This window comes from Kitasatospora sp. NPDC038210 (genome assembly GCF_055600605.1).
In genome coordinates this window covers 78,456-103,814 of the sequence record NZ_JBVJYK010000016.1, presented here as the reverse complement: position 1 = coordinate 103,814, position 25,359 = coordinate 78,456, and the positions used below count along the sequence as shown (strand labels likewise).

Here is a 25,359-nt window from a genome sequence, read left to right as displayed (position 1 = left end):
CTACTCCCCTGCGAACGCCTGGCAGTACGTCTGCCAGGGGAACGACGGCCCCTGCGGCCCGAGCGCCGCCTCGACCGACGACGGGTCCGGGCCGGCCGCCAGGGCCGGACCGGCGTGGGCCGCCGGGGCGGCGAGGTGCGGGGAGCCGCCGAAGCTCTTGTGGCACTCCAGCGTCACGGTCTTGGAGAAGAACGTCAGGTCCACCGTGATGACGAGCCTGGCCGAACCGCTCAGCACATTGGTGTCGGTGTCGTACGTCAGGCTGAGCGTCAGCTCGATCGACACGCTGATCAGCCCCAGCACGGAGACGCTGCCGCCGATCCGCAGGTAGCCGGTGATCTCGGTGTCGCGGCCGTTCTTGGCGAAGACGACGCCGCCGAAGACATGCACCTCCGCCGACGCGATGGCGAAGTCCATGGTGACGGCGGCGCCGAACTCGATCCCGCCGGTGAGCCGCTGCAGCCCGCTGTCCGGGCCACCGGCGCCGATTCCGAGTTCCAGGTACCCGCCGCCGCCGAAGCCGGAGACCGTGACCAGGAACGGCTTCTCCCGGGTGCCGAAGGCGAAGTCCACCGCGATCGGCCGGTTGGTCAGCGACAGCGTGACCGCGATCCGGATGGTGAGGTTCTGCAGACTGAACACCATCAGGCCGGCCGTCGGCACGGCCAGGGTGTACGACGCCGTGATCGCCGTGGCCGACACGTCGATCCGCGGGCCGCCGCGTCCCGCCTGCGGGATCAGGTCCTGCAGGGTGCGGAGGAACTTCAGCGTCCCGTCGAGTTCGACATCGGACAGGGTGACGTCGAGGTGCAGGCTCCGGCCGGCGTCGGCGGTGAAGACGACGGACGCGAAGGTGAGCGTGACGAGCGCGCCCGGGCCCTGCGCGGGGATCACCAGCCTGAACTTGTCGATCGTCCCGGTCGCGTGCATCTGCGGCTTGCCGCCGACCAGTTGCGCCAGCGCCTCGATGGACACCGACGACCCGGCGTCGGGGTAGAACGGCGCGACGGCCTTCTCCAGGGGCTGGCGCCAGGTGAGCTTCGCGGACGGGGTGTCCGTCCCCTCGCCGAGCCACAGCAGCTTCGGCTGGTCCTTGACGACGGCGATCAGGTCGCGCAGCGGGACGACGCCGAACAGCGTCGCGTCCGCGGCGAACAGCTTCGTGGGATCCTGCGGGAGCGCGTTTCCGACGGTGGGCCCGAGCGTGCGCGAGATCTGCGTCACGGTCATGTCGGGGGCGGCCAGCGACCCCGCGCGGGCCCCGGCGGCGCCGAAGTCGAGCGGCTTCGGGGTCACCAGGTCCAGCAGCGCGTCCGCCGGCGGCCGGCCCGGCGGGGTGTCGACGAGCGCCTTGGAGAGCGTCGCGGGCAGCGCCGGCGTCGGGCCCAGCAGTTGGCGGGCCGCCGGCAGCCCCACGGCCAGCTGGGTCACCTGCGGGTAGAAGCCCACCCCGGTGGGGGAGTGTCCCGCGCCGAGCCCGCCGAAGGTCATCGACTGCACCTCCTGCACCGCGCCCGCCGCGGCCTCGGTCCGCGACACCATGGCGAGCGGGATACGGCTGCCGACGTCCGAGACCGGCCGCCCCGGGCCCGCGAAGGCGCCCGTACCGGGACCGCCGCCGTAGATCCCGTCGAGGGCCGCGGCGTGCGCGGCGTCGGCGGCCGCGTCCTCCACGAACAGCAGCGGCAGGTGCAGTTCGACCTCCTGCTGCCCCGCGCCGGCCCGGAGGGTGAACACCACGGGTCCACCGCTGCGCCGCGGCCAGAAGCACCGCGGGGCGCCGGGCGACGCGCCCAGCGGGATCCAGGAGGCGTCGTCCAGCTCCGAGGCCTGACCGGGGTCGATCGTGACCCGCTGGAACGGGAAGCGCCGCTCGTGCGAGCCGCCCGCGCCGATGCCGTAGTCGTCGCGGACGGGCTCGGTGACGATCAGGAAGCTCTGTCGGTGCAGCGCGGCCACGGCGGGATCGGTGCCGTCGAACCGCCGGTCGGTGACCTCCACGTAGACCGCGCGGTGGCCGAACGGGAACAGCGCGCCCGTGGCGGCGACCTTGACGTGGAAGTCCCGGCCCAGCGCGGCGTCGTGGGCCCACTCCAGGTGGGGCCAGTGGGCGGAGGCGGAGAACCGGGCACCGTAGGCGCTCAGGATCAGCCGGTCGACCGCGACCGGGATGCCGGGGTTCTGGACCGCGGCCGCCACGATCTGGTCCAGCCAGGCGTCCAGGGGCGTGCCCAGGTTCGTAGCGCCGGGGACGGCGCGCAGGGGGCGCGCCGTCAGCCCGCCGGCCGGGTCGTGGACCCGGCTGTGCCAGAGCTCGGTGCCGCCACCGGTGCCGGTGGCTGGCCGGCTGCGGTGGGCGCAGCGCGGCTGCCCCTGCAGGGCGAGGACGAGGCGCCAGGGGAGTTCCAGTCGGGTCACCTCGTCCGCCGCCGAGGCCGCGGTGGTGACCAGGGGGAGGCGCTCCATCGCGTCGAGCAGGCCCTCCACGGTGAGGACGACCGGGTCCGGGCCGACGGCGAAGGACAGGGTGGACGGACCGGAGAGGTAGCCCTGGGGCGGCATGCCGGACTCCACCACGGTCTCGGCCAGGTGCTGCGGGGGCACCCCCACGATCAGGCGGCCGCCGCCCGGGTCGGGCACCAGCTGCACCGTGCCGTCGGGCCGGGTCTGCTCGTGCAGGCCCCGGCCCCGGAGGGTCAGGGTGACGAGGTCGTCCGGGCGCAGCACGGCGTAGCTGCTCGGGGCTGCGCTCGGCGCGGTGCCCGGGGCGGTGCCCGGTGTCGCGCCCGGTGTCGCGCCCGGCAGGTCGACCAGGTGCCACGCGGACCACGCGGTGTCGAACCGTCGGTGCATGAGGGCGGCCCCGGCCCAGACGGCGAGCACGTCGATCCGGCCGTCCCCGGACTCGACGGCGGTCAGCAGGGGGAGCCCGGTGCCGGGGGCGGAGAGGTCGCCGCCGAGGTGCTCCCAGCCGAGCCACGGGTCGAGGGCGGAGTGCCACAGGCCGCGGTCGCCGCCGAGGAAGACGTCGTGCTCCGTCGCGGCGATGCAGGTGGGGGAGTGGTCGAGCCCGTCGGGCAGGTCCCCGAGGCCCTCCCACGTCGGGGCTTCGTAGGCCGGGGCTTCGTCGGTCGGTGGTCCGTCGGCCGGTGGTTCGGTGACCGTGAAGTGGCCGCGGAGCAGGTGCCGTTCGCGGGTGTCCGCGACCAGGAGCACTCCCCGCGCGGCCTCCGCCACCGCTGCCTCCGCCACTGCGGCGACCAGCCCGGAGGCCCGGCCGCCGACGGGCAGCACGATCGCCCGGCCGGACGGCCGCCAGTGCACGACCTGCCGGTCCGGCGCGCCCGTCCACAGGAGGACGTGGACGTCGCTGCCCCCGGTCGTCACGACGGTGAATCCGGTCGGCGCGGAACCCTGGGGGAGCACACCACGGGGCAGTACGCCGCATGACGTCCACTCCGGCCGCTCCCCGCCCCGCCCCTCGCCGTCCAGGCGCAGGCGTAGCAGGTCGCCCTCGGCGCCGAGGGCGAAGACCTCGACCGCGCCGCCCTCGACCGCCGTCGCGTCCAACCAGCCGGATCCGAAGCCCGCGGGCGTCCCGGGAACCCCGGGACGCGGCTCCCCGGGCGAGGACCAGGGACTGCCGAGATCGCGCCACGCGCTCCAGGCGCCGTCGAACGTCCGGTGCCGCACCACGCCGTTCTGCGCGCCGACGAAGAGGTGCAGGTCGCCGTGCCCCGGGGAGCACAGGGCCAGGGCCCGCGCCGAGTGATCTCGCATGGGGTGCCCCCAGCATCCGACCGGCGACGGTCGGGGGTGCCGAACCTTCCGGCACCCGCCGGCCCTCGGTCTTTCCAGGCTATTCCTGCTTCGCCCACGCATCAATGTCGGTGACCGTGCGTAGGCTCCCCCCGCGATCGGCCCGTTCTTCCTGACAGACCGTAGTGGGACCGGCGTCGGTCGGGGGCGGACGGCCTCAGGTGCGGGTGTGGGTGCGGCCCCGGGCCGTGCCCGCCGGTGCCGTCCGCCCCCGTTCGGTGTACTCTCGCCCGAGAAGGAAACGGGGAGCATTCCCCGTTTCGTGTGGTCGGAGAGTCGGGGAGAGGAACGCCATGCGTGGGACGGCACTGGTACTTGGCGGCGGCGGACCGGTCGGCGGGGCGTGGCTGACCGGCGTCCTCGCGGGCCTCGCCGACGGCGGGATCGACCCGACCGCCGCCGACACCGTCATCGGCACCTCGGCCGGAGCCGTCTTCGGCGCCCGGCTCACCGGCGGCGAAGCCGCCCGCGAGCTGTACGAACGTCAACTGGCCCGGCTCGACCGGGTCGAGATGGGCGTCACCGTCGCGCAGACCCTGCGCTACCTGTGGGCGGCCCTCGGCACCCGCGACCCGGAACGCTCCGTACGGCGCCTCGGCCACGCCGCCCTGACCGCCCGGCCGGCCCCCGCCCACGACCTCCACGACACCGTGCGCACCCTGCTGCGCGACGCCACCGCCTGGCCCGCGCAGGCGCTGCGGATCACCGCCGTGGACGCGGAGACCGGACGCGTCGAGGCCTTCGACGCGCACTCCGGGCTCGACCTCGTGGAGGCCGTCGCCGCCAGCTGCGCCGTCCCCCTGGTCTGGCCGCCCGCAGCCGCCCTCGGGCGGCGGTGGATCGACGGCGGCACCCGATCCACCGGCAACCTCCAACTCGCCGCCGGCCACCGGCAGGTGCTGGCGCTCTCGCCCGTCCCCGCGGCCGTCGGGCCGCACCCCGGCGCCCGGCAACAGGCAGCGGAGCTCCGCGCCTCCGGCACCCATACCACCCTGATCACCCCGGACGCCGACGCCCGCCGCGCGATGGGACGCGACCTGACCGCCGACACCCGGCGCCCGGCCGCCGCCCGGGCCGGCCACCGGCAGGGCGCGGCCCTCGCCGCCGCGGTCGCCCGCACCTGGCCGGTGCAGGGCACGGCCGGAGGCTGAGCAGCGGTCAGGGGCGGGCCGTCACCCCTCTGTGCCCCACCCGCCCTGCCGTCGCCCACCCCACCCGCCCTGCCGTCGCCCACCCTGTCGCCGCCCGACCGTGATCGGCGAACCCAGCCGCCGTGTCGTCACCGACCGCCGTCGGTACCGGAAACCGGCCCGGGCCGTCCCCGGCACTGGGCAACGGCCCGGTGCTGCCCTACCGTCGGCCCCATGACGCCTCCCCTGCTCCACCGGCGCTGGCCGGAGCTGACCGGGACACTGCCGTACCTCCGGCTGGGCGACGCGCCGACTCCGGTGCGCCCGCTGGCCGGGCTCGGCTGCCGGTCCGCGGTGTGGCTGAAGGACGAGAGCGGGTACGGGCGCGGCGGCTGGGGCGGGAACAAGGTCCGCAAGCTGGAGTGGCTGCTGCCCGAGGCCCGCCGCCGGGGTGCCCGCACGGTCCTCACCGTCGGCGGGCTCGGCACCAACTGGGGCCTCGCGGCCGCCCTCTACGCCCGCGAACTGGGCCTCGACGTCGCCCTCGGCCTGATCGACCATCCGGTCGACGACCACGTCCGCGCCCAGCTGCGGCGGCTGCACGCCAGCGGCGCGAGGCTGCACTTCCTGCACACCAGGACCCGGCTGGTCCTCGCCGCGCCGTGGCTGTTCGTCCGGCACGCGCACGGCCTCACCCCGCCGTACTTCCTCCCGGCGGGCGGGTCCTCGCCGCTCGGGGCGCTCGGGTACGTCGAGTGCGCGCTCGAACTGGCCGAGCACGTGGCGGACGGCCTGCTGCCGGAGCCCGGGTGGATCGTGACGGCGGTCGGCTCGGGCGGTACCGCGGCCGGTCTGGCGCTGGGGCTGCGGCTGGCCGGTCTGCGCACCCGGGTGCTGGGCGTCGTGGTCAACGACACCCTCCGGCTGGACGGGCCGAGGCTCACCGCGCTGGCCCGGAAGTCGCTGGCGCTGCTCCGGGCCCGGGGCGCCCGCCTGCCGGGGTCGGAGCCCGGCCCGGCGGACGTGGTCACGGAGTACGGCTGGCTCGGCGCCGGCTACGCCCACCCCACCGCACCTGGGGCGGCGGCGCTCGACCGGGCGTCCGGGGCCGGCCTGGAACTGGAGCAGACGTACACCGCCAAGGCGCTGGCGGCGTTGTTGGAACTGGACGCCGCCGGGCGGTTCGGCGGGGGGCCCGTGGTCTTCCTCAACACCTTCGGCCCCAGGTGGCCGCCTGACGCCTGATGTCCGTCGGCACGGCGAAACGGCCGGCAGAACGCGGACGAGGCCCGGCACCCGTAGGGGCACCGGACCTCGTCCGACCGTGGAGCGCCAGGCCCGGGTCGCACGGACTCTTCCTACTGAAAGTAGGACGTGCTCTGGTAGCACCGCTGACGCCTGACGAGGAATGATCTCCCTCGCGACGAGAAGAACATTAGCAGGTCATCGGCCTTCTGATCGACCGCCACCGCCGCCGTCACCGCCGCCGTCACCGCCGCCGCCAGCCGGCTACAGGACGGCGGGCGCGAGCTCGTCGCCCAGCGGCCGGTCCCGGTCGATGTCGCCCATACGGCGGTCGGGTCGGCGCACGAGCAGGTACGCGAGACCGGCGAGGGTGACGGTGGCGACGCCCAGTGGTGCCGCCCAGACCTGGTACCAGGGCGCCCCGGCGGGGGCGAGGACGGCGCGCGGCCAGCAGATGTTGACCAGCTCGAAGCCGGTCCACAGCACCGCGAGCAGGTTGACGGGGGTGCCGAGGCGTCCGTACCCGACTGCGCCGGCGGGCGTCCAGGAGCCGCGCAGGCGGGCGGCCAGGGCGACGAGGCAGATCAGGAAGAACGGTGCGAAGATCGCCGCGCTGCCGAAGGTCATCAGGCTGCCGATGGCCGAGGTGCTCAGGCCCAGCGGCAGGGCGGCGCAGCTGATCAGCGTCGCCGCGACCAGGCCGCCGATCGGGGCCCGGCGCCCGTTGACCCTGCGGACCTGACGCGAGAACGGGAAGACGCCGTCCCGGGCGAGGGAGTAGAGCCCGCGCGCCGCGCCGCCCTGGGAGGCCATCAGGCACGCGGTGAAGCTGATCAGGACGACGAGGACGAAGGGCTTGTCGGCCCAGCCGCCGAACGCGTGGGTGACGGCGGTGGTCACCGGGTCCAGGTCCTGGCCGGAGACGACGTCGGCGGGGCTCGGGTGCGCGAGCTCGACCGAGACCGCGTTCAGGATGACGACGAGCCCGACGCTCAGCAGGGACCACCACATCGCCCGGGGCACCTGCCGGGCCGCGTCCTTGGTCTCCTCGGCCGTCGACACGCAGGCGTCGAACCCGACGAACGCCCACCCCGCGATGGCCAGGGCGGCGAGCAGTGCGCCGGTGCCGCCGATGCCGAGCCCGGTGGGCGCGTGCAGGAAGTCGGTCAGCAGCGAGAGGCCGTGCTGCCGGAAGACCAGCAGCAGGGTGAAGCCCACGAGGACGGAGGCGACCGCCTCGGCGGCGATGCCGAGGCTGACGAACCGGCGCAGGAGGTCGATGCCGTAGGCGTTGACGAGGGTGCAGAAGAGCACGAACCCGGCCGCGACGAGCACCTGCTCGGTGGGCGTCGGAACGGCGCCGAAGAGCGCGAAGAGCCAGGGCGAGGCGAGGTAGGCGACGGTGGTGTTGCCGAACATCACCGCGAACTGCCACATCCAGCCGGTCAGCCAGGCGAAGGCCGGGTTGGCCAGCCGCCGGCCCCACTGGTAGGCGCCGCCGGCCAGCGGCCACTGGGAGGCGAGCTCCGAGTAGACGGCCACGACCAGGCACTGCCCGAGCAGGCACAGCGGCAGCGCCCAGACCCAGGCGCCGCCGGCCACGCTCATGCCGACCTGCACGGCGGCGTACAGCCCGACGACGGGGCTGACCACGGCGAAGCCCATGGAGACGTTGCCGAGGACGCTCAGGCTGCGTCTGAGCTCCTGGCGGTAGCCGAGCGCGGCCAGCGTGTCGTCGTCGGACGGGGTGTTCTCGGCCATGCGGTGCGCCCTCCTGATAAAACTAACTTTGTTAGCAACTGTTGCTGGTCTGGCACGATAGCCGCAGGAAACGCAGAGCGGAAGAGGGGATTCCCCAGTGGGTCGACCGAGCAGGGCGCTGCTGACCGGCGAACGGATCGCACGGGCCGCGCTCCAGGTGGTGGACGAGGAGGGCCCCGACGGCCTGACCATGCGAGCGCTCGCGGAGCGGCTCGGAGTCAAGGCGGCCTCGCTCTACAACCACATCCAGAGCAAGGACGCCCTGGTCGACGCGGTCTCCGAACTGGTCAACGACGAGATCGACCACGTCCCGCTCGCCGACCCCGACTGGCGGGCCGGCCTCGCGGCGTACGCGCGCGGCTACCGCGCGGTCTTCCTGCGGCACCCCAACACCATCGCCCTGCTGGCCCGCCGCCGCGTCGAGGCCGACCGCGCGCTGCGCGGCTACGACACCCTGCTGGCCACACTCGGCCGGGCCGGCCTCGACCCGGCCGACGCGGCGGAGACCGCAGCCGCACTCGACTACCTGGTGCTGGGCTCCGCGCTGGAGACCTTCACCGCCGGCTTCACCCGGACACCGGACGCCTACCGGCCGGACTACCCCGCCCTCGCGGACTCCCTGGAAGCCTCCCGCGCCCGCGACGGCGCGTCGGAGCTGGACGACCGGGGCTTCGAACTCGGCCTCCGCCTCCTGCTCGACGGCGTCGAACACCGCGGACGCACCGCACCCGCCGGTACCGCACCTGCCGCCCGCATCCCGGACCCGACGGGCCGGTAGAGCCGGGCGGGCGGGACCGCCTGGCTGCCGGCGGTTGCTGTCAGGGGTGGTGGAGGGTGAGGTCGCCGTAGGCCCGCAGGGCGCCGGGCAGGTCCCCGGGTGCGGCCCGCAGCGTGGCGTCCAGGAAGGCCAGGGTGGCTCCGGCGACGACGCGCGGGCTCTCGGTGCGGCCCAGGGAGCCGACGATCGAGGGCACGGGCGGCAGGTACAGCGGGCCGTCCATGAAGGTGAGGTGGGCGGCGCCGGGGACGGTGAGCCGGTAGCTCGTCGCGGTGTCGGCGTCCAGGGCCGCGGTGAGCCGGGGCAGGTAGCGCGGGTCGGTTCCGGGGGTGACGGCCTGGGTGAGCGCGAGCGTCGGCTGGACGAGGGCGGGCGAGGCGGGGCCGTGGGGGAAGCCGTCCAGGTCGATGACGGCGTCGAACCGGTGGTCCTGCCGGGCCGCCTGCAGGGCGGCGGCGCCGCCCATGGAGTGGCCGGCCACCGCGACCCGGCCGGTGTCCAGGCGGCCGGTCAGCGGGTCGGCGTCCTCGCCCCGGTCGACGGCGTCCAGCCGGCTGAGGACGAAGCCGAGGTCGGCGGCCCGGACCGCCGTCCAGCCGGCCGCCAGTACCTCGTCCTCCTCCGTGTCACCGCTGGAGGCGGTCCCGCCGGTGATCGTCCGGCCGTCGGCGAGGACGACCGCGGCGGAGTCGTACGGGTGGTCGAGCGCGGCGACCACGTAGCCGTGGCTGGCCAGTTCCTCCGCCCAGGCGGTGTTCTGGGTGCGCACTCCACCCGACCCGGGAGAGAACAGGACGACCGGGAACCGGCCCCCGCCCCCGTCCACCGGGGCGTCGAAGACCGAGCGGCTGCGGGCACGGGGGACACCGTCGACCAGGAACCCCGGCAGACCGACGCCGCGGGCGAGGGCCTCGGAGACGGTGCGCGCCTCCTGCTCCGTGCGTCCGAGGTACCGGGCCCGCTCCGCGCCCGCCGGGCTCTTCTGCGCGGGGTACCAGAGCTGGACGACGACCGTGCGCAGGTCGGTCGGATCGGCGGTGAAGGTCTCGGGACGGCCGGGGTCGGTCCACTGCACCACGCGGGTGCCGACCGCGAAGCCGCCCGTCGGCTCGGGGAACACGGGTACGGGGAAGGTCCAGGCGGCCACCGGGCCCGTGGCGATCAGGCCGGCGCAGGCCACCGATCCCGGCAGCGCCAGCCACCAGCGGGCCCGCCACGCCGGCCGGCCGGTACGGCGGCGCAGCAGCGGAGCGAGGGCGAACGGCAGCGCGAGGGCGGCGCCCGCGAGGACGGGCAGCAGCTGCCAGCGGATCCCCGTCAGGCCGAGCACGATCGCCGACGGCACGAGAACCGCTCCCGCCGCGATCGTGACGCGCGGTCGGGCGGCGGGGGGAAGCCAGCGCGCCACCACCAGCGCGACGGCACCCAGCAGGGCGAGGATTTCCAGGGGGGACATCTGCGGTCCCTCGATGATCTCGGTCACCCGGTCATGCTCGGCGCCGGGCGTGCGCCGCCGCATCGGCCCCGGGTCGTCGCCGTGTGCGACCGCGGTCGCCATGCGTGGCGGCTCCGGTGCGACCGGAGCAGGGTTCGAGAGCGCCGGATCGGCGGCCGCGTTGCGACCCCGGGAGGTGGCGGGGCTCCTCCTGAGGTCGTATCCGGGCGTGGGGCGATCAGCCGGTGGGGGCATGCGCTCCCTGGGGCGCGCGGCCTACCGTGACCAGGCCGCGACGTGCCGCGGGTACGTGCCGGGCAGCGCGAGCGCGGGGCGTCGGTCCCGGACTCGACCCGGATCCGGTGGTACGCGGTGTCGGCCCCGTTCGGGGCCGGCCTGACGCCGGATCGACAGGGACGTGTGATGACCGAGGCGGCCGCGGAACCCGGCCAGGCCCGCCGGGTGCGGGTGCGGGTGCGGGAATGGGTGAGCGAGTGGGTGCGGTGGGCGGGGTCGGCCCCGCCGCCGGCGGGGTACGCCGGCTCGGCCTCCGCGCGAGCGGCCCGGCTGGTCAGGGCCGCCGGGCGCTGGAGCACCCGACTGCCGCCCGTGGTGTGGGACTCGCTGCTGCCGGCGCTCCTCCTCCTCAACGTCCTGACCACCCGCACACCGCGGGAGCTTCCGGTGGCCGGGGCCCTCACCGCCGCCCTCGCGCTGCCCCTGCTGTGGCGGCGCCGGGCCCCGCTGACGGTGTTCGCCGTCGTGGCCGCTGCGGCCTTCGTCCAGTGGCTGATGGACGTCCAACTGCCTGCGGACGTCGCCTTGTTGGTGGCCCTCTACACGGCGGCCGCGCATTCGGGCCGGCGCGGTGTGCTCGTCGCCGGTGCCGTCGTGGAGGCAGGGGTCCTGCTGGCCTGCCTGCGCTGGGCGGCGGACGGCGCCTTCCTGACCCCCTTCGTCGCGGTCACCGCGACGGCCGTGGCCGCCGCCGTCCTGGGGGTGAACGCGCGGACCACCCGGTCCTACCTCGCGGCCCTGGTGGAACGGGCCGCACGCCTGGAGCGGGAGCAGGAACAGCAGGCGCGACTGGCCGTCGCCGAGGAGAGGACGCGCATCGCCCGGGAGATGCACGACATCGTCACCCACAACCTGTCCGTCATGGTCGCGCTCACCGACGCCGCCGTCTATGCCCAGCACCGGTCGCCCGACCGGGCCACCGCCGCGATGCTCCAGATCTCCGAGACGGGCCGCCAGGCCCTGACCGACATGCGGCGCTCGTTGGGCATCCTGCGGACCGACGAACCGGACGCGGAGCGCCACCCGCTGCCCGGCCTCGCCCAACTGGACGCCCTCGCCGAGCAGATGTGCGCCACCGGGCTGCCGACCCGCCTCGACCTCCACGGCGGCCACGGCCACGTACCCGCCACCGCCCAACTCACCGTCTACCGCCTGGTACAGGAAGCGTTGACCAACACCCTCAAACACGCCCCCGCCGGCACGCGCGCGAACGTCCGGATCCACTGCGCGGCCGAGACCGTCACCGTGGACGTCACCGACAACGGCCCCTGGCCGCCGGCCCCCGGCGCCGCGCCGCTCGGTGCCGCGCCGCCCGGCCACGGCATCCCCGGCATGCGCGAGCGCGCGGCCGCCTACGGGGGGACGCTGCGGGCCGGACCGCTTCCGGGCGGTGGCTGGGGCGTGCACACCCGCCTGCTCCTCGGCAGCAGCGGAGCGGTGTCCGCATGACGATCCGCATCCTGATCGCCGACGACGAGGCGCTGCTCCGCATGGCCTTCGGCACGGTCCTGGACGCCCAGCCCGACATGACGCCGGTCGGCGAGGCGGCGGACGGCAGCCAGGCCGTACGCCTCGTCCGGGAGCTGCGCCCCGACGTCGTCCTCATGGACGTCCGGATGCCCGGGACCGACGGGATCGAGGCGACCCGACAGATCGTCAGGATCGCCCCGCAGAGCAAGGTGCTGATCCTCACCACCTTCGACCTGGACGAGTACGCCTTCGCCGGGCTCAACGCCGGCGCCTCGGGCTTCCTGCTGAAGAACACCAGGCCCGAGGAACTGCTCACCGCGATCCGCAACGTCGCCGCGGGCGACGCGGTGCTCTCCCCACGGATCACCCGCCGCCTGCTGGAGGACCTCCGGCCGCACATCCCCGACGGCGGCGGCACCCACCACGACGAGCGGCTGGAGCGGCTCAGCGGCCGCGAACGCGAGGTGCTCGTCCAGGTGGCCTGCGGCCTGTCCAACACCGAGATCGCGGCCACCCTGCACCTCGCCGAGGCGACCGTGAAGTCCCATCTGGGGCGGATCCTGCACAAGCTCGAACTCCGGGACCGGATCCAGGCCGTGATCTTCGCCTACGAGAACCGCCTCGTCCATCCGGCATGACCCCGTTCGCCCGGGACAGCGCCGGTCAACCGCGCCTCCCGGCAACGGCGTTGTCGGGGGTCCACCCCCGGAGGCCTCGACGGGAGGAGCACCGCGTGGCGGTCCGCCGTCCTTCCAGTGACATGTCCGCCCGGATCGCCCGTTTCCGTTCGGCGTGTCCACGCCGCCGGAATCCCTGTGCCACAAGAGGGCCGTTCCGCCGCCGTCAGGTGTCCTCCGGCGACGGCCCGGGGCCGGCCCCGGCGACGAGGTCCTCGATGTACCGCTTGAAGCGGCGCAGGTCGCCGCGGACCTGGACGCCGAGCACGCCGAGCTTGTCGGCGGCCTTCTCGGCGAAGCCGGTGGGCTGGAAGTCCATGGTCATCGTGACCCGGGTCCGGTCCGCGCCGAGCGCCTCGAAGTCGACCGTGCCGGTGTGCTTCACGCTCTCCCCGGTGGTCCGCCAGGCGACCCGTCCGTCGGGCACCCGCTCGATCACCTCGGTCTCGAACTCCCGGGACAGCCCGGCGATCCTGGTCCGCCAGTGCGCGTGGCGGTCGTCCAGCTGCCGGACCTCCTCCACGCCCTCCATGAACTTCGGGAAGTCCTCGAAGGTCGCCCACTGGTCGTAGACGACGCGGACGGGCACCTCCACGTCGATCGATTCCACCACCGTGCTCATCGGGCATCGCCTCTCCACGCCGTCCTGTCGGCCGACCCGCCGAGCGGCTGCCGAACGGCGGCGAACGCGCAGGCGGTGTCCCTGCCAATCTGGGCCGTGAGCCCGGTGGCGGCAACCGGCGCGCCGCCGGTCGCCCGGGCCGGGGTGCCCGGGCCGGGGCCGCGCGGGGGCGCCGGGACGCGCGGAAATCCGGTTGACCCGGGGGGAAGGATGGAACCGTGATCTCCGAGGAACGAGCGGTCGAGCTGGTCGAGTCCTACCTGGCGCGGGAGCTGCCGAACTGGTCGTGGGCGAGGCTGATTCCGGAGCTGGCCGTCTACGCCGTCGAGGAGCGGGCGGTCGGGTGGCTCGTCCACTGGACGTCGGCCGAGGGCGCCCGCGACCCCGCCAAGCGGGGGTTCCTCCACGGCGGCCCCTACCTGGTCGACCGGGAGGACGGGAGCATCCACTTCGTCCCCGGCTGCCTGTGGACCGACGACTGGGAAGAGGACTACCTCTGGGAGGTCAAGGGCTTCAGGGCGCCCGATCCCCTCGCCGCGGAAGTCCGCCGGCTCGCGAACACCGTCGGGCCCGCCGCCGCCATGCAGCACCTGCGCAGGCAGGCCCCGCGGGTGAGCCTGCAGGAGGCCAGGACCTATGTGACGGCCGTCCGGGACGGCGGCGAACCGTCCGAGGAGCTGGCGAGCCTCACCCGCCCGCCCAAGCAGGACGTGGGCCCGATCGAGACGCTGGCCGGCCCGGTCCGGTAGCAGCCCGGCCCGGCTGTCGCCCTCGCCGCGACGTCGCCCCGCCGCCGCCCCGCCGCGTCAGACGTCGGCGGTGCGGCCGGCGCTCACGGCCAGGTCGAGGTGGCGGGCGAGTTCGGGCAACTGCCGGACGGGGTCGCCAGCCGTGAGGGTGCGGGGCATCGCGAGGGCGATGGCGCCCACCGCCGCCAGGGCGAGACCCTCGCCGGCGGTCAGCCCGGGATCGTCGAGCAGCACCGCCCCGCTGAGCACCCGGGTGACCTCCTCGGGCACACCGCCGTCGAAGCCGTCCTCGTCGTCCAGGTCCCGGCCGCACGCGAGGACGGCGGCCGCGTACTCGGCCACCTGCCGTCGGCCGGTACGGGCGGCCAGCTCCGCCACCCACACCGCCGCGCGGCCGGCGGCCGCCGCCGCGATCACCGCCGCGGCCGCCACCTGTGCGCGCTGCCGCACCGCGGTGCGATCCGCCCCGGCACACTCCGCCGGGTCCTGCTGCGCACGGGCCACGCGGGCCGCCGCGTAGTCGGCCCGGTCGGCGGCGAACAGCACCAGCCCCGCGTCACCGCCGTCGCCGGGGCGCCTGCCGTCGTCGTGCGTGTCGTCATATTGCGTGTCGTCGTGCTGCCTGTCGTCGTGGTGCTCGTGGTCGTCGTCGTGCCGACCGCCGGGCAGGGGAGTCACATGCGTCATGCCAGGGTGAACTCACCAGCACCGTCGAGGTCACGCTCCGGCCGTTCGGACCAGTGGCGAACTGCCGTACGGCAGGTGGCTGGCGGGAGCCGGGTCGGGGGGCTCGCGGGCATCGCCGGCAGCAGCGGCCGGCGGCTGCTCAGGGCCGCGTGGAGGAGCCGCCCGAAAGCCGGGTCGCGGGAGATCTGGTCGACCGAAGCCGCGGCCAAGTCCCTTTCGCCCACGGTGACTTCCCCCCTCGTAGGCGTTCGCGGCGATCGTACGGAGCGGGGCCCGTACGCACCGGGGTGCGAGGCCCCCGGGCCGCCGAACCGTGCCCTACGCCGGGCCCGGCCCGCTGCCGGTCGGCTGGGCGGCCGGTTCCTCGGCGGTGGTCTCGGTCTGCACGCCCGGACGCAGGCCCACCACCGCCACCACGGCGGCGACCGCCATGATGACCGCCATCCAGTAGAGGACCGTCTGGGTGGCGTGGGCGAAGTCGACCCGGAAGAACTGGGGGATGTTCGCGGTGCTCCCGCCGCTCTGCGCCTGGGCCTGGGAGAGGTGGGCGGCGGTGGAGACCGCCTGGTCGTGCGGCAGGCCCTGGGCGACCAGGGAGTCGGTCAGCTGGGACCGCAGATCGGTGACCAGGACGGTGCCCAGGACGGCCAGCCCCAGGCTCGCCGCGTAGTTGCGGACCGTCTGGGTGATGCCGGTCGCCTCGCCGTAGGAGAGCCGTGATGCGCGGTTGACGGCGTCCGTGCTGGAGGGGCTGAGCATGAAGCCCATGCCCGCGCCGGCCAGCACGACGTCCCACTGCTGCTCGCTGAAGCTCAGCGTCGTCGCGTCGCCCGCCCACAGGTAGAACCCGAGCGCGGCCAGGACGCACCCGGTCACCACCGGCCGCTTCGCGCCGCCCCGGTCGAGCATGCGGCCGCCGATCTGCGAGGCGATCACGAACCCGATGAAGAAGTAGAGCAGGAAGACGCCGGCCTCCGAGGAGGAGTCGCCCAGCGCGATCTGCGCGTACTCGCTGGAGAAGAAGAACACCGGGACGAAGACCAGCATCGAGATGCCGAGCACCAGGTTCTGCACGGAGAACGCGCGGATGCGGAAGATGTCCACCTGGATCAGTGGCGAGGCGGTGCGCTTCTCGACGAGCACGAAGACGACCAGTAGCAGGACACCGGCCGCGATGCACAGGCCGATCGCCGGGTTCGACCAGCCCCAGACCTGCGACTGCTGGAACCCGAAGACGCTCAGCCCGACACCGCCGGCGATCAGGGCCAGGCCCCGGTAGTCCATGGGGGCCGGCCGGATGTCCGTCACCGGCTTGGAGATCGCGATCAGCACCAGCGCGATCGCCGCCACCGGCAGGTTCACCCAGAAGATGGCCCGCCAGGTCCATTCGGTCAGGTAGCCGCCGAGGACGGGGCCGATCGCGGTCAGACCGCCCGCGATGCCGAAGAACAGGGCCAGGGCCCGCCCCCGCTCGCGCAGCGCGAAGCTCTGCACCACGATGGCCAGCGCCGCCGGGAACATGATCGCGCCGCCGAGGCCCTGGACGGCGCGGAAGGTGACCAGCCACGCCTCGGCCGCGCTCCCGGTGGGGGTGAGGCCGCAGCAGGCCGAGGCGCCCGCGAAGACCAGCACGCCGAGGACCACCATCCTGCGGTGGCCGGCGGTGTCGGCGAGCCGGCCGCCGAAGGCGAAGAACGCGGCCAGGGTGAGCAGATAGGCGTTGACCGCCCACTGCACCCCGGTACTGGTCAGTCCCAGCTCGTGCTGGATGTTCGGCACGGCGATCGACACGATGGTCTGGTCGATGAAGGTCATCGCGACGGCGAAGATCATCGCCGCCAGCACCAGGTAGCGGGAGGATCCGCCGGCGGGAGCAGTCTTCACGGTTCGCTCTCCCTCCGGGGTGCGTCCGCGGCGGCTGCCGGCGGACCACCTGTGGGGCGGGCCCGCTCCCTGGGGGAGCAGGCCCGATTCCTGCCGTTCGTTCGGCGGCCCCATGCTAGCGACCGGTCCGGGAGCACGCCCGACGGCGCGCAGCACGGCCGCGTCCGCGATCGAATCGTCCTGCACACCCCGGGACCGCCGGGAGGCCGCGTCGCTACGCGGATCCCCGGCGTGCGAGGTGGACGACGACGTCGGCGTCGATCTCGACCGTCTCCGGCAGGGCCCGCGTGATCGCGTCGTAGGCCTGCTGCCGGGTCGACCGCGGCAGTTGGAGGTAGGCCGAGACGGTCGACAGGTAGCCGACGTACTCGGGGGCGCTCATCGTCAGGCGCCGTGGGACGACGGTCTGTCGGACGTCGACGAACAACGGGGAACGCTGCAGCTCGGTGCCCGGCCACTGCAGCTCCGCATCCGGCGCCGTCCCGTCGGGAGACGGTACGTCGTCGCTCTCCAGGAACGGCGCCCGGGCCGCACGCACGGACTCCTCGACGGCCGGGTCGGCGAGCTGGACCGGCCCGCCGAACGAGGCGAACACGCCCTCCGGTTCCAGCAGCGCGGCCACCCTGGACCACCGGCCCTCCGGGCGCGTCCAGTGCAGGGCCGCCGCCGCGTAGACCAGCCCGTACGCCTGACCCGGCCCCAGGTCCTCGAAGGAGGCCCGCACGGTCGTCACGTTCCCGGGCAGGTGCTTCCCCAGCTCGGCGAGCATGGCGGCGTCCGGCTCCGTCGCCGTGACCGCGACGCCGTGCCGGGCGAACAGCCGGGTCGCCTTGCCCGTTCCGGCACCGATCTCCAGCGCCGTCCGGACCGGGCCGCCCGCGTACGCCGTCACCACGTCGGCGAGCTCGTCGGGATACCCCGGTCGGTACCTCTCGTAGGCCTCCGCGATCGCGCCGAAGCTCAGTGCACGGGCAGCAGACATGCCGAGCATCCTGGCACGGCCGGGGCGGACGGCGCTCGGCAATGCCCTACGCAGGCTCCAGCAGGACGGCCGGCAGGGTGCCGTGCACGACCGTGTCCCGCGGCAGTGAGAGCCCGAAGAACGCGTCGACGACGCCCAGCGCGGTGCGGTGGACCTCCCGGCGGTTCCGCTCCGGGGCCGGCAGGCCGGCCGCGGTGAGCCGTTCCTGCAGCGGGGCGGCGGTTGCGGGGTCGCCGTCCACTTTCCGGTAGCCCCAGGAGCCGTCCAGGTGGAGGTTGAAGGCGCTCAGCAGCCGGCCGTCGTGGAAGGCCGCGAACTGCGGCGGGACCGGCTTGCCGTTCTCCTCCTCGTACTCCAGGACGAAGACGTGCGCGCCGTCGTGCGACACCGGGGCCGCTGAGTCGAACTCGCCCGGCCAGCCGCCGTACGCGACCGCGTACGTCCAGTCCTCGAACCGGCCGAGGCGCAGGCCGACGCCGTCGAATGTGCCGCCGTAGGTGTCCTCGATGAGGTCCAGGAGGGAGTCCCCCGTGTGCTCGCCGACCGCCACGGCGACGTGCTTCACGCCGTGCACGACCGCTGCGAGGCGGTCGGCGAGTTCCTCCACGGGGAGCCCGCGGGCGAGCACCACGTGGTAGCCCCCGAAGGCGATGGCCTGCGGAGCGGCGAGCCAGCTCGTTCCATCCGTCATGGCGCCCATCCTGCCCGGGCCCACTGACAAACCGGGCCCCGGTCCGCCGAGGCGGGCGTTCCCGTGCTCCCGGAACCCCGGCGGCGAGCGTTGCGCGCACCGTCACGCGGTGATGAGGTGGCGGGGTGACCGACCACCACGAGGACTCTGCCGTACGGCCGTTGACGCTGGCGTGGGCGCGTCGGCACCTGGAACCCGGTGAGCGGATCGTCGGGACCGCGGCGCTGCACGGCGGGATCACCGCCGAGGTGCGCAGGCTCACCGTCGGCACGCGGGACGGCGGCACCCGTCACCTGGTGCTGCGGAGCTTCGTCGGCCCGTCGTCCGCCGCGGGTGCCGAGGACTGGCTGAACCGGGAGGCCCGCGCCCTGACCCTGCTCGCGGGGACCGACGTGCCGGCCCCCGCGCTGGTCGCGGTCGATCCCACCGCCGAGCACTGCGAGCATCCGTCGCTCCTCATGACACGGCTGCCAGGCCGGACGGTCCTCGACGACGCCGGGGTGCGGACGCGCGTGGCGCTGCTGGCCCGCCAGTTGGTGGCGATCCACGCGGTGCGGCCCGCCGAGCGGCCCCGGGCGTACGTGGCGTTGACGACCGCCGAGACCGTCGTCGTCCCGACGGGCGCCGACGCAGCGGCGTGGGCCGCGGCGATCGACGTGATCCGCGGACCGGCGCCGTCGTACGAAGGGCGGTTCCTGCACCGGGACTTCCAGCCCGGCAACGTGCTGTTCGACGTGCCGCCCGGACGGCCGGAGGGCGCGCGGATCACCGGTGTCGTCGACTGGGCGACCGCCTCCTGGGGCCCGGCGGACCTCGATGTGTCGCACTGCTCCACCAACCTCGCGCTGCTGCACGGCCCGGCGTGGGGCCGGCGCTTCGCCGAGGCCTACCAGGAGGCCGGCGGCGTGTTGGCCGCGGCCGCGGGCGAGCGGCTGTACTGGCGGGTGCGGGACGCCCTGGCCTGCTCGGAGGAGGTGCGGGCGGTGGCACGGCCGTGGCGGGAGGCGGGCAGGACGGAGCTGACGACGCGAGCCGTGGAGGCGCGGCTGGACGCGTACGTCACCGCGCTGATGGACGGGTCGGGCTGAGCGGGAGGCGGTCCGGGGACCGGGTACCGGGGACCGCGCCGGCGGCGGCGGCGTTCCCCGGGGCGCCGGAAACGGGGGAGCGCCGGACCGGGCGGTCCGGCAGGATGGCCCGATGAGTTCTCACAGCCGGCACCGGCACTCCCGCTCGCGCCGCAGCGCGGGCGCCGTGGGGGCGTGACGCGTGCTGCCGTACGTCTACCAGGTCACCAAGTACGATCCCGCGGACCGCGACCAGCGGGGTTCCTACACCGGCGCGGAGGAGGCCGTCAGCGACCACGGGCCGGTCGAGGCCGCCTACCTGGAGGCGGTCGCCGCCTTCGCCGAGGACACCGGGGTGCGGCAGCTGGCCGTCCGCGAGCCCCAGGTCGCGCCCGGCTTCGTGCACTTCGGCCTGGAACCGGCGATCGAGGGCGGCGGCCTCGCGGGACTCTTCCCGTCCGACCTGACCGGCTACCACGACGGGGCACCCGTACCGCTGACGGTCGGCCTGGAACTGGTGCGGGCCATGCTCCGCGACAACGGCGCCTGGTGCCGCCTGGAGGTCGAGGACACCTTCGCGGTGCACGTCGGCTGGGACCAGTACGTGTACGTGGGCAGCGCCGTGCCCTGCGAGACGGCCCTCGCGCGCACCCGCGAACTGGGGCTCTTCCCCGAGCCGTTGGAGGCCTCCCCGTACGACGTGGAGCTCGACGAGTCCGGTGTGCAGCGCCCGGCCGACGACGACTTCTGGGCACGGGTGCGGGCGTGCGTGGCGACGGGCGAGGCGGCGCTCCTGGAGGAGATGCACCTCGACAACGCCTCCCGCTGGCACCGGCTCGGCGAGGGCTCCCTGGAGGCGGTGCGGGCGCGGCTGACCCCCCGCGCCCGGCTGGCGGTCTGGCCGGAGCTCTCCACCGACGTCGGCGCCGTCCTGGCCGCTCTCCCGGAGGACGGCCTGGTCGAGTTCGTCTGGGAGGAGCAGGACGGCCGGATCACCAGCGTGGTCGCCGACGAGGACGAGTTCCAGGCCGTGGCCGCCCGGGTCGCCGGTGCCCGGGCCGCCGCGCTCCTGTCGATGTACGTGGACGAGCGCACCCCGCTGTTCACGGCCGTCCTGCCCGACGACGACGGCGTCGTCCGCGCCCGGTGGGGGACCGAACCGACCCCGAGCGACCGGGCCTGGGCCTTCCTGAGGACCCTGCACCGCGGTCAGAGCGTGACCGGCACCGTCACCGGGATCGCCGACTCCGGCGTCACGTCCGTCGACATCGGCGGCTTCACCGCCACGATCGACCTTCCCGAGCTGTCCCGGCGCCCGGTCGACCACCCCGGCGACGTCGTCGCGGTCGGCCGGCAGGTCACCGCGGTGGTCCTCGACGTCGACCTGGTGCGGGAACGGGTGCCGCTGACGCTCAAGGCACTGCAGGAGGACCCGACGGGGCAGGACGCGCAGCAGGTGCGCCGTTCCGTCCCCGGAGGGGTCACCGGGCCCGGCCGTCCCGAATCCGAAGCACCAGCGTGGGATTGAGTTCCTCCGTGCCCGTGAAGCGCGGGGCCGGTGTCGTTCCGTTCCCCGGCGCGCCGTGCTCCGCCGGCGGGATCACCGGAGCGGGGACAGGGGCGGCCGGGCCGTCGGCGGTCCCCGGGGCCGCGAACACGGATGACGTGGCCATCGCGAGGTAGCCGGACCGGGTGCCTGCGACGAGAATGCCGCGGCCCTCCGCGAGTGCGCGCACTGCTGTCGCCAGGGGCAGGGTGCGCGCCGTCCGTGTGCCGGGGTTCCAGATCCGCACCGTCTGGTCGTCGGATCCGGTGGCCAGCCGCGGGGTGCCGTCGGGCGCTGTGAAGACCGCCATCGACCGCACCCCGCCCGTGTGGCCGGTGAGGGGTTCGCCGGCCTGGGTGCCGGTGGCCGGGTCCCAGATCCGTACCGTCCCGTCGTAACTGCCGGCGGTGGCCAGGCGCGGGGTGCCGTCGGGTGCCGTGAACGCCACCATCGACCGCACCCCGCTGGTGCGGCCGGTGACGGGCTCGCCGACCTGGGCTCCGGTGACGGGGTTCCAGATCCGCAACGAGCTGTCACCGGCGCTGGCCACGCGTGGGGTTCCGTCGGCTGCGGCGAACACCGCCACGGCGTACACCCAGCCGCCGTGGCCGGTGAGGGGCTCGTAGGCCTGGGTGCCGGTGGCCGGGTCCCAGATCCGTACCGTCCCGTCGAAGCTGCCGGCGGTGGCCAGGCGCGGGCTGCCGTCCGGCACCGTGAACGTCACCACCGATCGCACCGGTCCCTGGTGACCGGTGAGGGACTTGCCGATCTGGCTGCCGGTGGTGGGATCCCAGATCCGCACCGTTCCGTCGTCCGCGGCGGTGGCCAGGCGCGGGCGGCCGTCGGGTGCCGCGAACGCCACGACCGCGTTCACGGTGCTGCGGTGGTCGGCGAGGAGTTCGCAGTCCCAGGCGCCGTTGGTGGGGTTCCGGATCCACACCTTCTTGTCGTCGGCGGCGGTGGCCAGGCGCGGGGTTCCGTCGGCCGCGGTGAAGGCCACGACCGCGTTCACCGGGCTGTCGTGGTCGGTGACGGGATCGTTGGCGTGGGTGCCGGTGGCCGGGTCCCAGATCCGCACGGTTCCGTCCTCGCCGGCGGTGGCCAGGCGCGGGGTTCCGTCGGCCGCGGTGAAGGCCACGACCGCGTTCACCGGGCTGTCGTGGTCGGTGAAGGTCTCGCTGGCGTGGGTGCCGGTGGCCGGGTCCCAGATCCGCACGGTCCCGTCCTCGCCGGCGGTGGCCAGGCGCGCGGTGCCATCGGGTGCCGCGAACGCCACGACCGCGTTCACCAGGCTGCGGTGGCCGATGAGGAGTCCGCCGACCTGGGTGCCGGTGGCGGGGTCCCAGATCAGCACCGTCCTGTCGTCGGCCGCGGTGGCCAGGCACAGCGTGCCGTCGGGTGCCGTGAAGGCCATGACCGCGTGCACCGGACGGCTGTGCTTGGTGAGAAGTTCGCAGACCCGCGTGCCCGTGGTGGGGTCCCAGATCCGCACCGTCTTGTCCTCGCCGGCGATGGCCAGGCGCAGGGTGCCGTCGGCCGCCGCGAACGCCACGACCGCGTTCACCGGGCTGCGGTGGTCGGTGACGGGTCTGCCGGCCTCGGTGCCGGTGGCGGGGTCCCAGATCCGCACGGTCCTGTCGTCGCCGGTGGTGGCCAGCCGCGGGCTGCCGTCGGCCGCCGCGAACGCCACCACCCACCACACCGGGCCCTGGTGCCCGGCGAGGGGTTCGCCGGCCTGGAAGCCGGTGGTGGGGTCCCAGATCCGTACGGTCCCGTCGGCTCCGGCAGTGGCCAGCCGCCGGCTCCCGTCGGCCGCTGTGAAGACCATGACCGCGTTCACCGGACCCCGGTGTCCGGTGAGGGGTTCGCCGACCCGGGCGCCGGTGGCCGGGTCCCAGATGCGCACCGTCCCGTCGGCTCCGGCGGTGGCCAGCCGCAGGGTGCCGTCGGTTACGGCGAACACCACGACCGCGTTCACCGCGCCCTCGTGGCCGGCGAGTTGTAGGTGGAGCCGGCGCCGTTGCACGGCACCGGCGATCAGGACGGCGGCCGGATCGTGCCGTTTGCCGGGGCGTGTTTCGGCGGGGGGAGGGGTGCCCTGGATGTAGGTGGTCCCGAGCCTGCGCCACCACCGGCGCCACCCGGCGGCGCCGTCAGCCGGCTGGTCCGAGGTGGCGCTGCGGTGTGCCTCGTGCTGGTGCAGGACGGTTCCGGCGATGGCGGGCGGCAGTTCGTGCGTGGGCAGGCCGTGGCTGAGGGCGGCGGCGGTGATGCCGGCGAGGTCGAGGGAATCGAGGACGTCGGGGTGGTCGGCGAGGGTGCGGAAGGCTCCGTCGGCGTGGCCGAGGCGCGCGTGGGCGGCGAGGTGGTGGCGGACGTACGGGCTGAGGCCCGGCGACGGCGACGGGGTGTCGGTGCGGCCGTCGAGGGTGCGGCGGGCGTGGCGGGTGAGGGCGGTGGTCAGGAGGGCGTGGGCGTAGGCGCTGTCGGGGGCGCTGGTGAAGTGCTCGGTGAACGTTCGGTGCGCGAGGCGGTAGACGCTCTGGTCGTGTTCCTGGTCGAGGACGAGGTAGGGGGCGGCGTCGCGGAGCAGGGCGGGGATGCTGCCGCCGGTGTCGGCGGGGCCGGTGGCGAGGGCCGTGGCGGCGTGGGCCCAGATGCCGTCCTGGTCGGGGAGGCCGCGGCCCTGGGCGAGGCCGAGTGCGTGGAGCAGTGGGATGTACGCGGGGTCGGTGCGGTGGAGGCGTTCGAGGGCGCGGGCGAAGAGCTGGCGGTGGGTGCGGCCGACCAGGGGGGTGGGGTCGGTGATGAGCGCGGGGTCGTTCAGGAGTTCGTGGGCGGCGAGGCGGGCGTAGAGGAACTGCTGCGGTTCGGCGCCGCCGTGCTGGTGGTGGGTGACGAGGCGGTGGACGGCGCGGGTGATGTGCGCGTCGTCGGCGTGCAGGGTGCCCCGGCGTTTGGCGGTGTCGAGCTTGGCGCGCAGGTATCCGGCCAGGGCCTCCCGGTCCTGGCTGACCTCGATGCACTCGATGCGTCCTTCCGAGGCGGCTCCGGGGCCGGCCGGGCTGCTGCGGAGGGTGTCGAGGATGTCGGTGTCGGCGGGGGCGGGCCGGTCCGGCCCCTCCTGGGTGGAGCGGCGGGTGCCGATGACGACGCGGACCGCGGGCAGGGCCGCGAGGGGGCGCAGCAGGGTGCCGGCGATGGCGAGGGGCTGGTCGGCTTCGTCGAGCGCGTCGAACAGGAGGGTCAGCGGGGTCTGCCGGGTGCGCAGCCGCGCGATGAGTCGGGCGGCGAGGTCGGCGGGGGGCCGGCCGTCGCCGGCCTGCTCGGCGAGGTCGGTGAAGCCGGCTGCCTCGGCGACGAGTCTGAGCGTGCGGGGGAGGGTGAGGCCGGCGAGGTGGGTGACCAGGTCGAAGGGATCGTCGGGGCAGGGGGTTCCGTCCGGCAGGGGCCGGAGGTGGCCGTGGCGGATCAGGATGTCCCGCAGGTGGGTGCGGGTGTGCAGGAGGACGTGTCCGAGGAGGGCGGACTTGCCGGCGCCGGCCGGGCCGGTGACGACGAGGGCGCCGTGGTCGGTGGCGGTCAGCCAGTGGAGGATGCGGTCGCGTTCGATGGTGCGGCCGTGGAAGTACCAGGCGAGTTCGCCGAGTTCGGCGCCGGTGGCCTTGGGGAGGAAGTGACGCTGTTCGTCGGTGGGCAGCTGGTCGATGACCGCCTGGAGTTCGGCGAGCTGGTCCAGGGGCGCGGAGACGGCGGTGGCGATGTCGGGGGTGAGGCGTACGAGCTGGTCGTGGTGGTCGTCGGTCGTGTCGCCGCGGTAGCCGTCGAGGTCGTGGGCGAGCTGGAGGCCGAGCGTGGCGAGGCCGATGGCGGGCTGTCCGCGGAAGGTGACGGTCAGGGCCCGGTGGAGCGCGCGGGTGAAGGCGCCGAGTTCGGCGTAGCCCTCGGCGGCGGTGGACAGCAGCAGGTAGCGGCGGGCGTCCGGGTGCCGGGTGAGGAGTTCGGCGTGGACGGACTGGGCGAAGCGGCGGGAGAAGCAGGCGTCCAGGACGACGATCGCCCAGCTGCCCTCGGTAGCGGGGTGGAGCTGGCGGCTGCCGATGGCGTGGGCGACGTCGTGCGGGGAGACGCCGTTGCCGCTGCGGGCCGGGGTGCGGCAGTGGGCGAGGCTGTCGGCTCTGCCGTGGCCGACCCAGTAGAGCACCGTGTTGCCGCCGCTCGGGGTGCCGCCGTCTCCCGTCCAGGCGCCGAGCCGGTCCTCGACCGCCTGGCGGTCCCGCCCGTCCTCCGGGACGGCCCAGGCGTTGAGGCGCAGGCCGTAGGGTGCGAGCAGGTCGGCGACCGCCCGCACGTGGGTCTCGGTCTCCACGCGGGGCTGGTGCCGGTACGCGGTGAAGTTGACCGGGAACAGCTCGACGGCACGGTCGTCGTCGCCACCGGGCGGTGCCGGGTGCGGAGCGAAGGTGTGGGTGCGGGACGGGCCGGCCGGAGCACCGGGTGCGGTCATGGCGGGGCTTCC

17 protein-coding genes are annotated in these 25,359 nt (G+C 74.8%); 8 read left to right on the top strand and 9 right to left on the bottom strand.

The window, feature by feature from the left end; translation table 11 throughout:
• Positions 1 to 3,780, bottom strand: a complete 3,780-nt coding sequence (locus tag ACZ7KX_RS29330) for a hypothetical protein (RefSeq protein WP_470329084.1) — start codon at positions 3,778 to 3,780, stop codon at positions 1 to 3.
• Positions 3,781 to 4,112: 332 nt separating this feature from the next.
• Here ACZ7KX_RS29330 and ACZ7KX_RS29325 point away from each other — a divergent pair, with 332 nt between their 5' ends.
• A complete protein-coding gene (locus tag ACZ7KX_RS29325; protein WP_470329083.1) occupies positions 4,113 to 4,970 on the top strand; it encodes a patatin-like phospholipase family protein in 858 nt (285 codons plus the stop codon).
• A 213-nt stretch (positions 4,971 to 5,183) separates the two neighbouring features.
• Positions 5,184 to 6,194, top strand: coding sequence for a pyridoxal-phosphate dependent enzyme (locus ACZ7KX_RS29320; RefSeq protein ID WP_470329082.1), 1,011 nt, complete (start codon positions 5,184 to 5,186; stop codon positions 6,192 to 6,194).
• Positions 6,195 to 6,458: 264 nt separating this feature from the next.
• Here ACZ7KX_RS29320 and ACZ7KX_RS29315 read toward each other — a convergent pair whose 3' ends face one another.
• Positions 6,459 to 7,955 carry an APC family permease gene (locus tag ACZ7KX_RS29315; RefSeq protein WP_470329081.1) on the bottom strand — a complete coding sequence of 499 codons (1,497 nt, stop codon included), beginning with the start codon at positions 7,953 to 7,955 and terminating at the stop codon, positions 6,459 to 6,461.
• Positions 7,956 to 8,052: 97 nt separating this feature from the next.
• Between ACZ7KX_RS29315 and ACZ7KX_RS29310 the strand changes: the two genes are divergently transcribed.
• The gene (locus ACZ7KX_RS29310; protein WP_470329080.1) at positions 8,053 to 8,733 is read left to right on the top strand and encodes a TetR/AcrR family transcriptional regulator C-terminal domain-containing protein; all 681 of its coding nucleotides are present in this window, start codon (positions 8,053 to 8,055) and stop codon (positions 8,731 to 8,733) included.
• A gap of 40 nt (positions 8,734 to 8,773) precedes the next feature.
• On the opposite strand, the gene ACZ7KX_RS29305 is transcribed toward ACZ7KX_RS29310, so the two are convergent.
• Positions 8,774 to 10,252: an alpha/beta hydrolase family protein gene (locus ACZ7KX_RS29305; RefSeq protein WP_470329154.1), complete on the bottom strand. Its 1,479-nt coding sequence runs from the start codon at positions 10,250 to 10,252 to the stop codon at positions 8,774 to 8,776.
• 339 nt (positions 10,253 to 10,591) lie between these two features.
• Here ACZ7KX_RS29305 and ACZ7KX_RS29300 point away from each other — a divergent pair, with 339 nt between their 5' ends.
• Complete coding sequence (locus ACZ7KX_RS29300) at positions 10,592 to 11,914, top strand: sensor histidine kinase (RefSeq protein WP_470329079.1); 1,323 nt, start codon at positions 10,592 to 10,594, stop codon at positions 11,912 to 11,914.
• Positions 11,911 to 12,573, top strand: a complete 663-nt coding sequence (locus tag ACZ7KX_RS29295) for a response regulator transcription factor (RefSeq protein ID WP_350520532.1) — start codon at positions 11,911 to 11,913, stop codon at positions 12,571 to 12,573. The genes ACZ7KX_RS29300 and ACZ7KX_RS29295 overlap by 4 nt, the downstream gene beginning before the upstream one ends.
• 205 nt (positions 12,574 to 12,778) lie before the next feature.
• On the opposite strand, the gene ACZ7KX_RS29290 is transcribed toward ACZ7KX_RS29295, so the two are convergent.
• A complete protein-coding gene (locus ACZ7KX_RS29290; RefSeq protein ID WP_470329078.1) occupies positions 12,779 to 13,234 on the bottom strand; it encodes an SRPBCC family protein in 456 nt (151 codons plus the stop codon).
• 218 nt (positions 13,235 to 13,452) lie between these two features.
• Between ACZ7KX_RS29290 and ACZ7KX_RS29285 the strand changes: the two genes are divergently transcribed.
• On the top strand, positions 13,453 to 13,983 hold the full coding sequence (locus tag ACZ7KX_RS29285; protein ID WP_470329077.1) for a YrhB domain-containing protein: 531 nt from the start codon (positions 13,453 to 13,455) through the stop codon (positions 13,981 to 13,983).
• Positions 13,984 to 14,040: 57 nt separating this feature from the next.
• Here ACZ7KX_RS29285 and ACZ7KX_RS29280 read toward each other — a convergent pair whose 3' ends face one another.
• The 4 genes from ACZ7KX_RS29280 to ACZ7KX_RS29265 all read right to left on the bottom strand — a co-directional run bounded on the left by ACZ7KX_RS29280 (position 14,041) and on the right by ACZ7KX_RS29265 (position 18,227).
• Positions 14,041 to 14,670, bottom strand: a complete 630-nt coding sequence (locus tag ACZ7KX_RS29280) for a hypothetical protein (RefSeq protein ID WP_470329076.1) — start codon at positions 14,668 to 14,670, stop codon at positions 14,041 to 14,043.
• Positions 14,671 to 14,988: 318 nt separating this feature from the next.
• A complete protein-coding gene (locus ACZ7KX_RS29275) occupies positions 14,989 to 16,503 on the bottom strand; it encodes an MFS transporter (RefSeq protein WP_470329153.1) in 1,515 nt (504 codons plus the stop codon).
• Between the two features lie 265 nt (positions 16,504 to 16,768).
• Positions 16,769 to 17,536 (bottom strand): class I SAM-dependent methyltransferase, encoded by a 768-nt coding sequence (locus ACZ7KX_RS29270; RefSeq protein ID WP_470329075.1) that lies wholly within the window; start codon positions 17,534 to 17,536, stop codon positions 16,769 to 16,771.
• Between the two features lie 46 nt (positions 17,537 to 17,582).
• Positions 17,583 to 18,227, bottom strand: a complete 645-nt coding sequence (locus ACZ7KX_RS29265; RefSeq protein WP_470329074.1) for a DUF6461 domain-containing protein — start codon at positions 18,225 to 18,227, stop codon at positions 17,583 to 17,585.
• 125 nt (positions 18,228 to 18,352) lie between these two features.
• Here ACZ7KX_RS29265 and ACZ7KX_RS29260 point away from each other — a divergent pair, with 125 nt between their 5' ends.
• Positions 18,353 to 19,315: a phosphotransferase family protein gene (locus ACZ7KX_RS29260; protein ID WP_470329073.1), complete on the top strand. Its 963-nt coding sequence runs from the start codon at positions 18,353 to 18,355 to the stop codon at positions 19,313 to 19,315.
• A gap of 181 nt (positions 19,316 to 19,496) precedes the next feature.
• The gene (locus ACZ7KX_RS29255) at positions 19,497 to 20,822 is read left to right on the top strand and encodes a S1 RNA-binding domain-containing protein (RefSeq protein ID WP_470329072.1); all 1,326 of its coding nucleotides are present in this window, start codon (positions 19,497 to 19,499) and stop codon (positions 20,820 to 20,822) included.
• Here ACZ7KX_RS29255 and ACZ7KX_RS29250 read toward each other — a convergent pair.
• Complete coding sequence (locus ACZ7KX_RS29250; RefSeq protein ID WP_470329071.1) at positions 20,776 to 25,347, bottom strand: AAA family ATPase; 4,572 nt, start codon at positions 25,345 to 25,347, stop codon at positions 20,776 to 20,778. The genes ACZ7KX_RS29255 and ACZ7KX_RS29250 overlap by 47 nt on opposite strands.
• Positions 25,348 to 25,359 lie beyond the last annotated feature (12 nt).

Excerpts from the sequence above, each read along its gene's own strand:
- ACZ7KX_RS29330 (WP_470329084.1), bottom strand. The coding sequence starts at position 3,780 with ATGCGAGATCACTCGGCGCGGGCCCTGGCCCTGTGCTCCCCGGGGCAC.
- ACZ7KX_RS29325 (WP_470329083.1), top strand. The coding sequence starts at position 4,113 with ATGCGTGGGACGGCACTGGTACTTGGCGGCGGCGGACCGGTCGGCGGG.
- ACZ7KX_RS29320 (WP_470329082.1), top strand. The coding sequence starts at position 5,184 with ATGACGCCTCCCCTGCTCCACCGGCGCTGGCCGGAGCTGACCGGGACA.
- ACZ7KX_RS29315 (WP_470329081.1), bottom strand. The coding sequence starts at position 7,955 with ATGGCCGAGAACACCCCGTCCGACGACGACACGCTGGCCGCGCTCGGC.
- ACZ7KX_RS29305 (WP_470329154.1), bottom strand. The coding sequence starts at position 10,252 with ATGCGGCGGCGCACGCCCGGCGCCGAGCATGACCGGGTGACCGAGATC.
- ACZ7KX_RS29300 (WP_470329079.1), top strand. The coding sequence starts at position 10,592 with ATGACCGAGGCGGCCGCGGAACCCGGCCAGGCCCGCCGGGTGCGGGTG.
- ACZ7KX_RS29295 (WP_350520532.1), top strand. The coding sequence starts at position 11,911 with ATGACGATCCGCATCCTGATCGCCGACGACGAGGCGCTGCTCCGCATG.
- ACZ7KX_RS29290 (WP_470329078.1), bottom strand. The coding sequence starts at position 13,234 with ATGAGCACGGTGGTGGAATCGATCGACGTGGAGGTGCCCGTCCGCGTC.
- ACZ7KX_RS29280 (WP_470329076.1), bottom strand. The coding sequence starts at position 14,670 with ATGACGCATGTGACTCCCCTGCCCGGCGGTCGGCACGACGACGACCAC.
- ACZ7KX_RS29275 (WP_470329153.1), bottom strand. The coding sequence starts at position 16,503 with ATGATCTTCGCCGTCGCGATGACCTTCATCGACCAGACCATCGTGTCG.
- ACZ7KX_RS29270 (WP_470329075.1), bottom strand. The coding sequence starts at position 17,536 with ATGTCTGCTGCCCGTGCACTGAGCTTCGGCGCGATCGCGGAGGCCTAC.
- ACZ7KX_RS29265 (WP_470329074.1), bottom strand. The coding sequence starts at position 18,227 with ATGACGGATGGAACGAGCTGGCTCGCCGCTCCGCAGGCCATCGCCTTC.
- ACZ7KX_RS29250 (WP_470329071.1), bottom strand. The coding sequence starts at position 25,347 with ATGACCGCACCCGGTGCTCCGGCCGGCCCGTCCCGCACCCACACCTTC.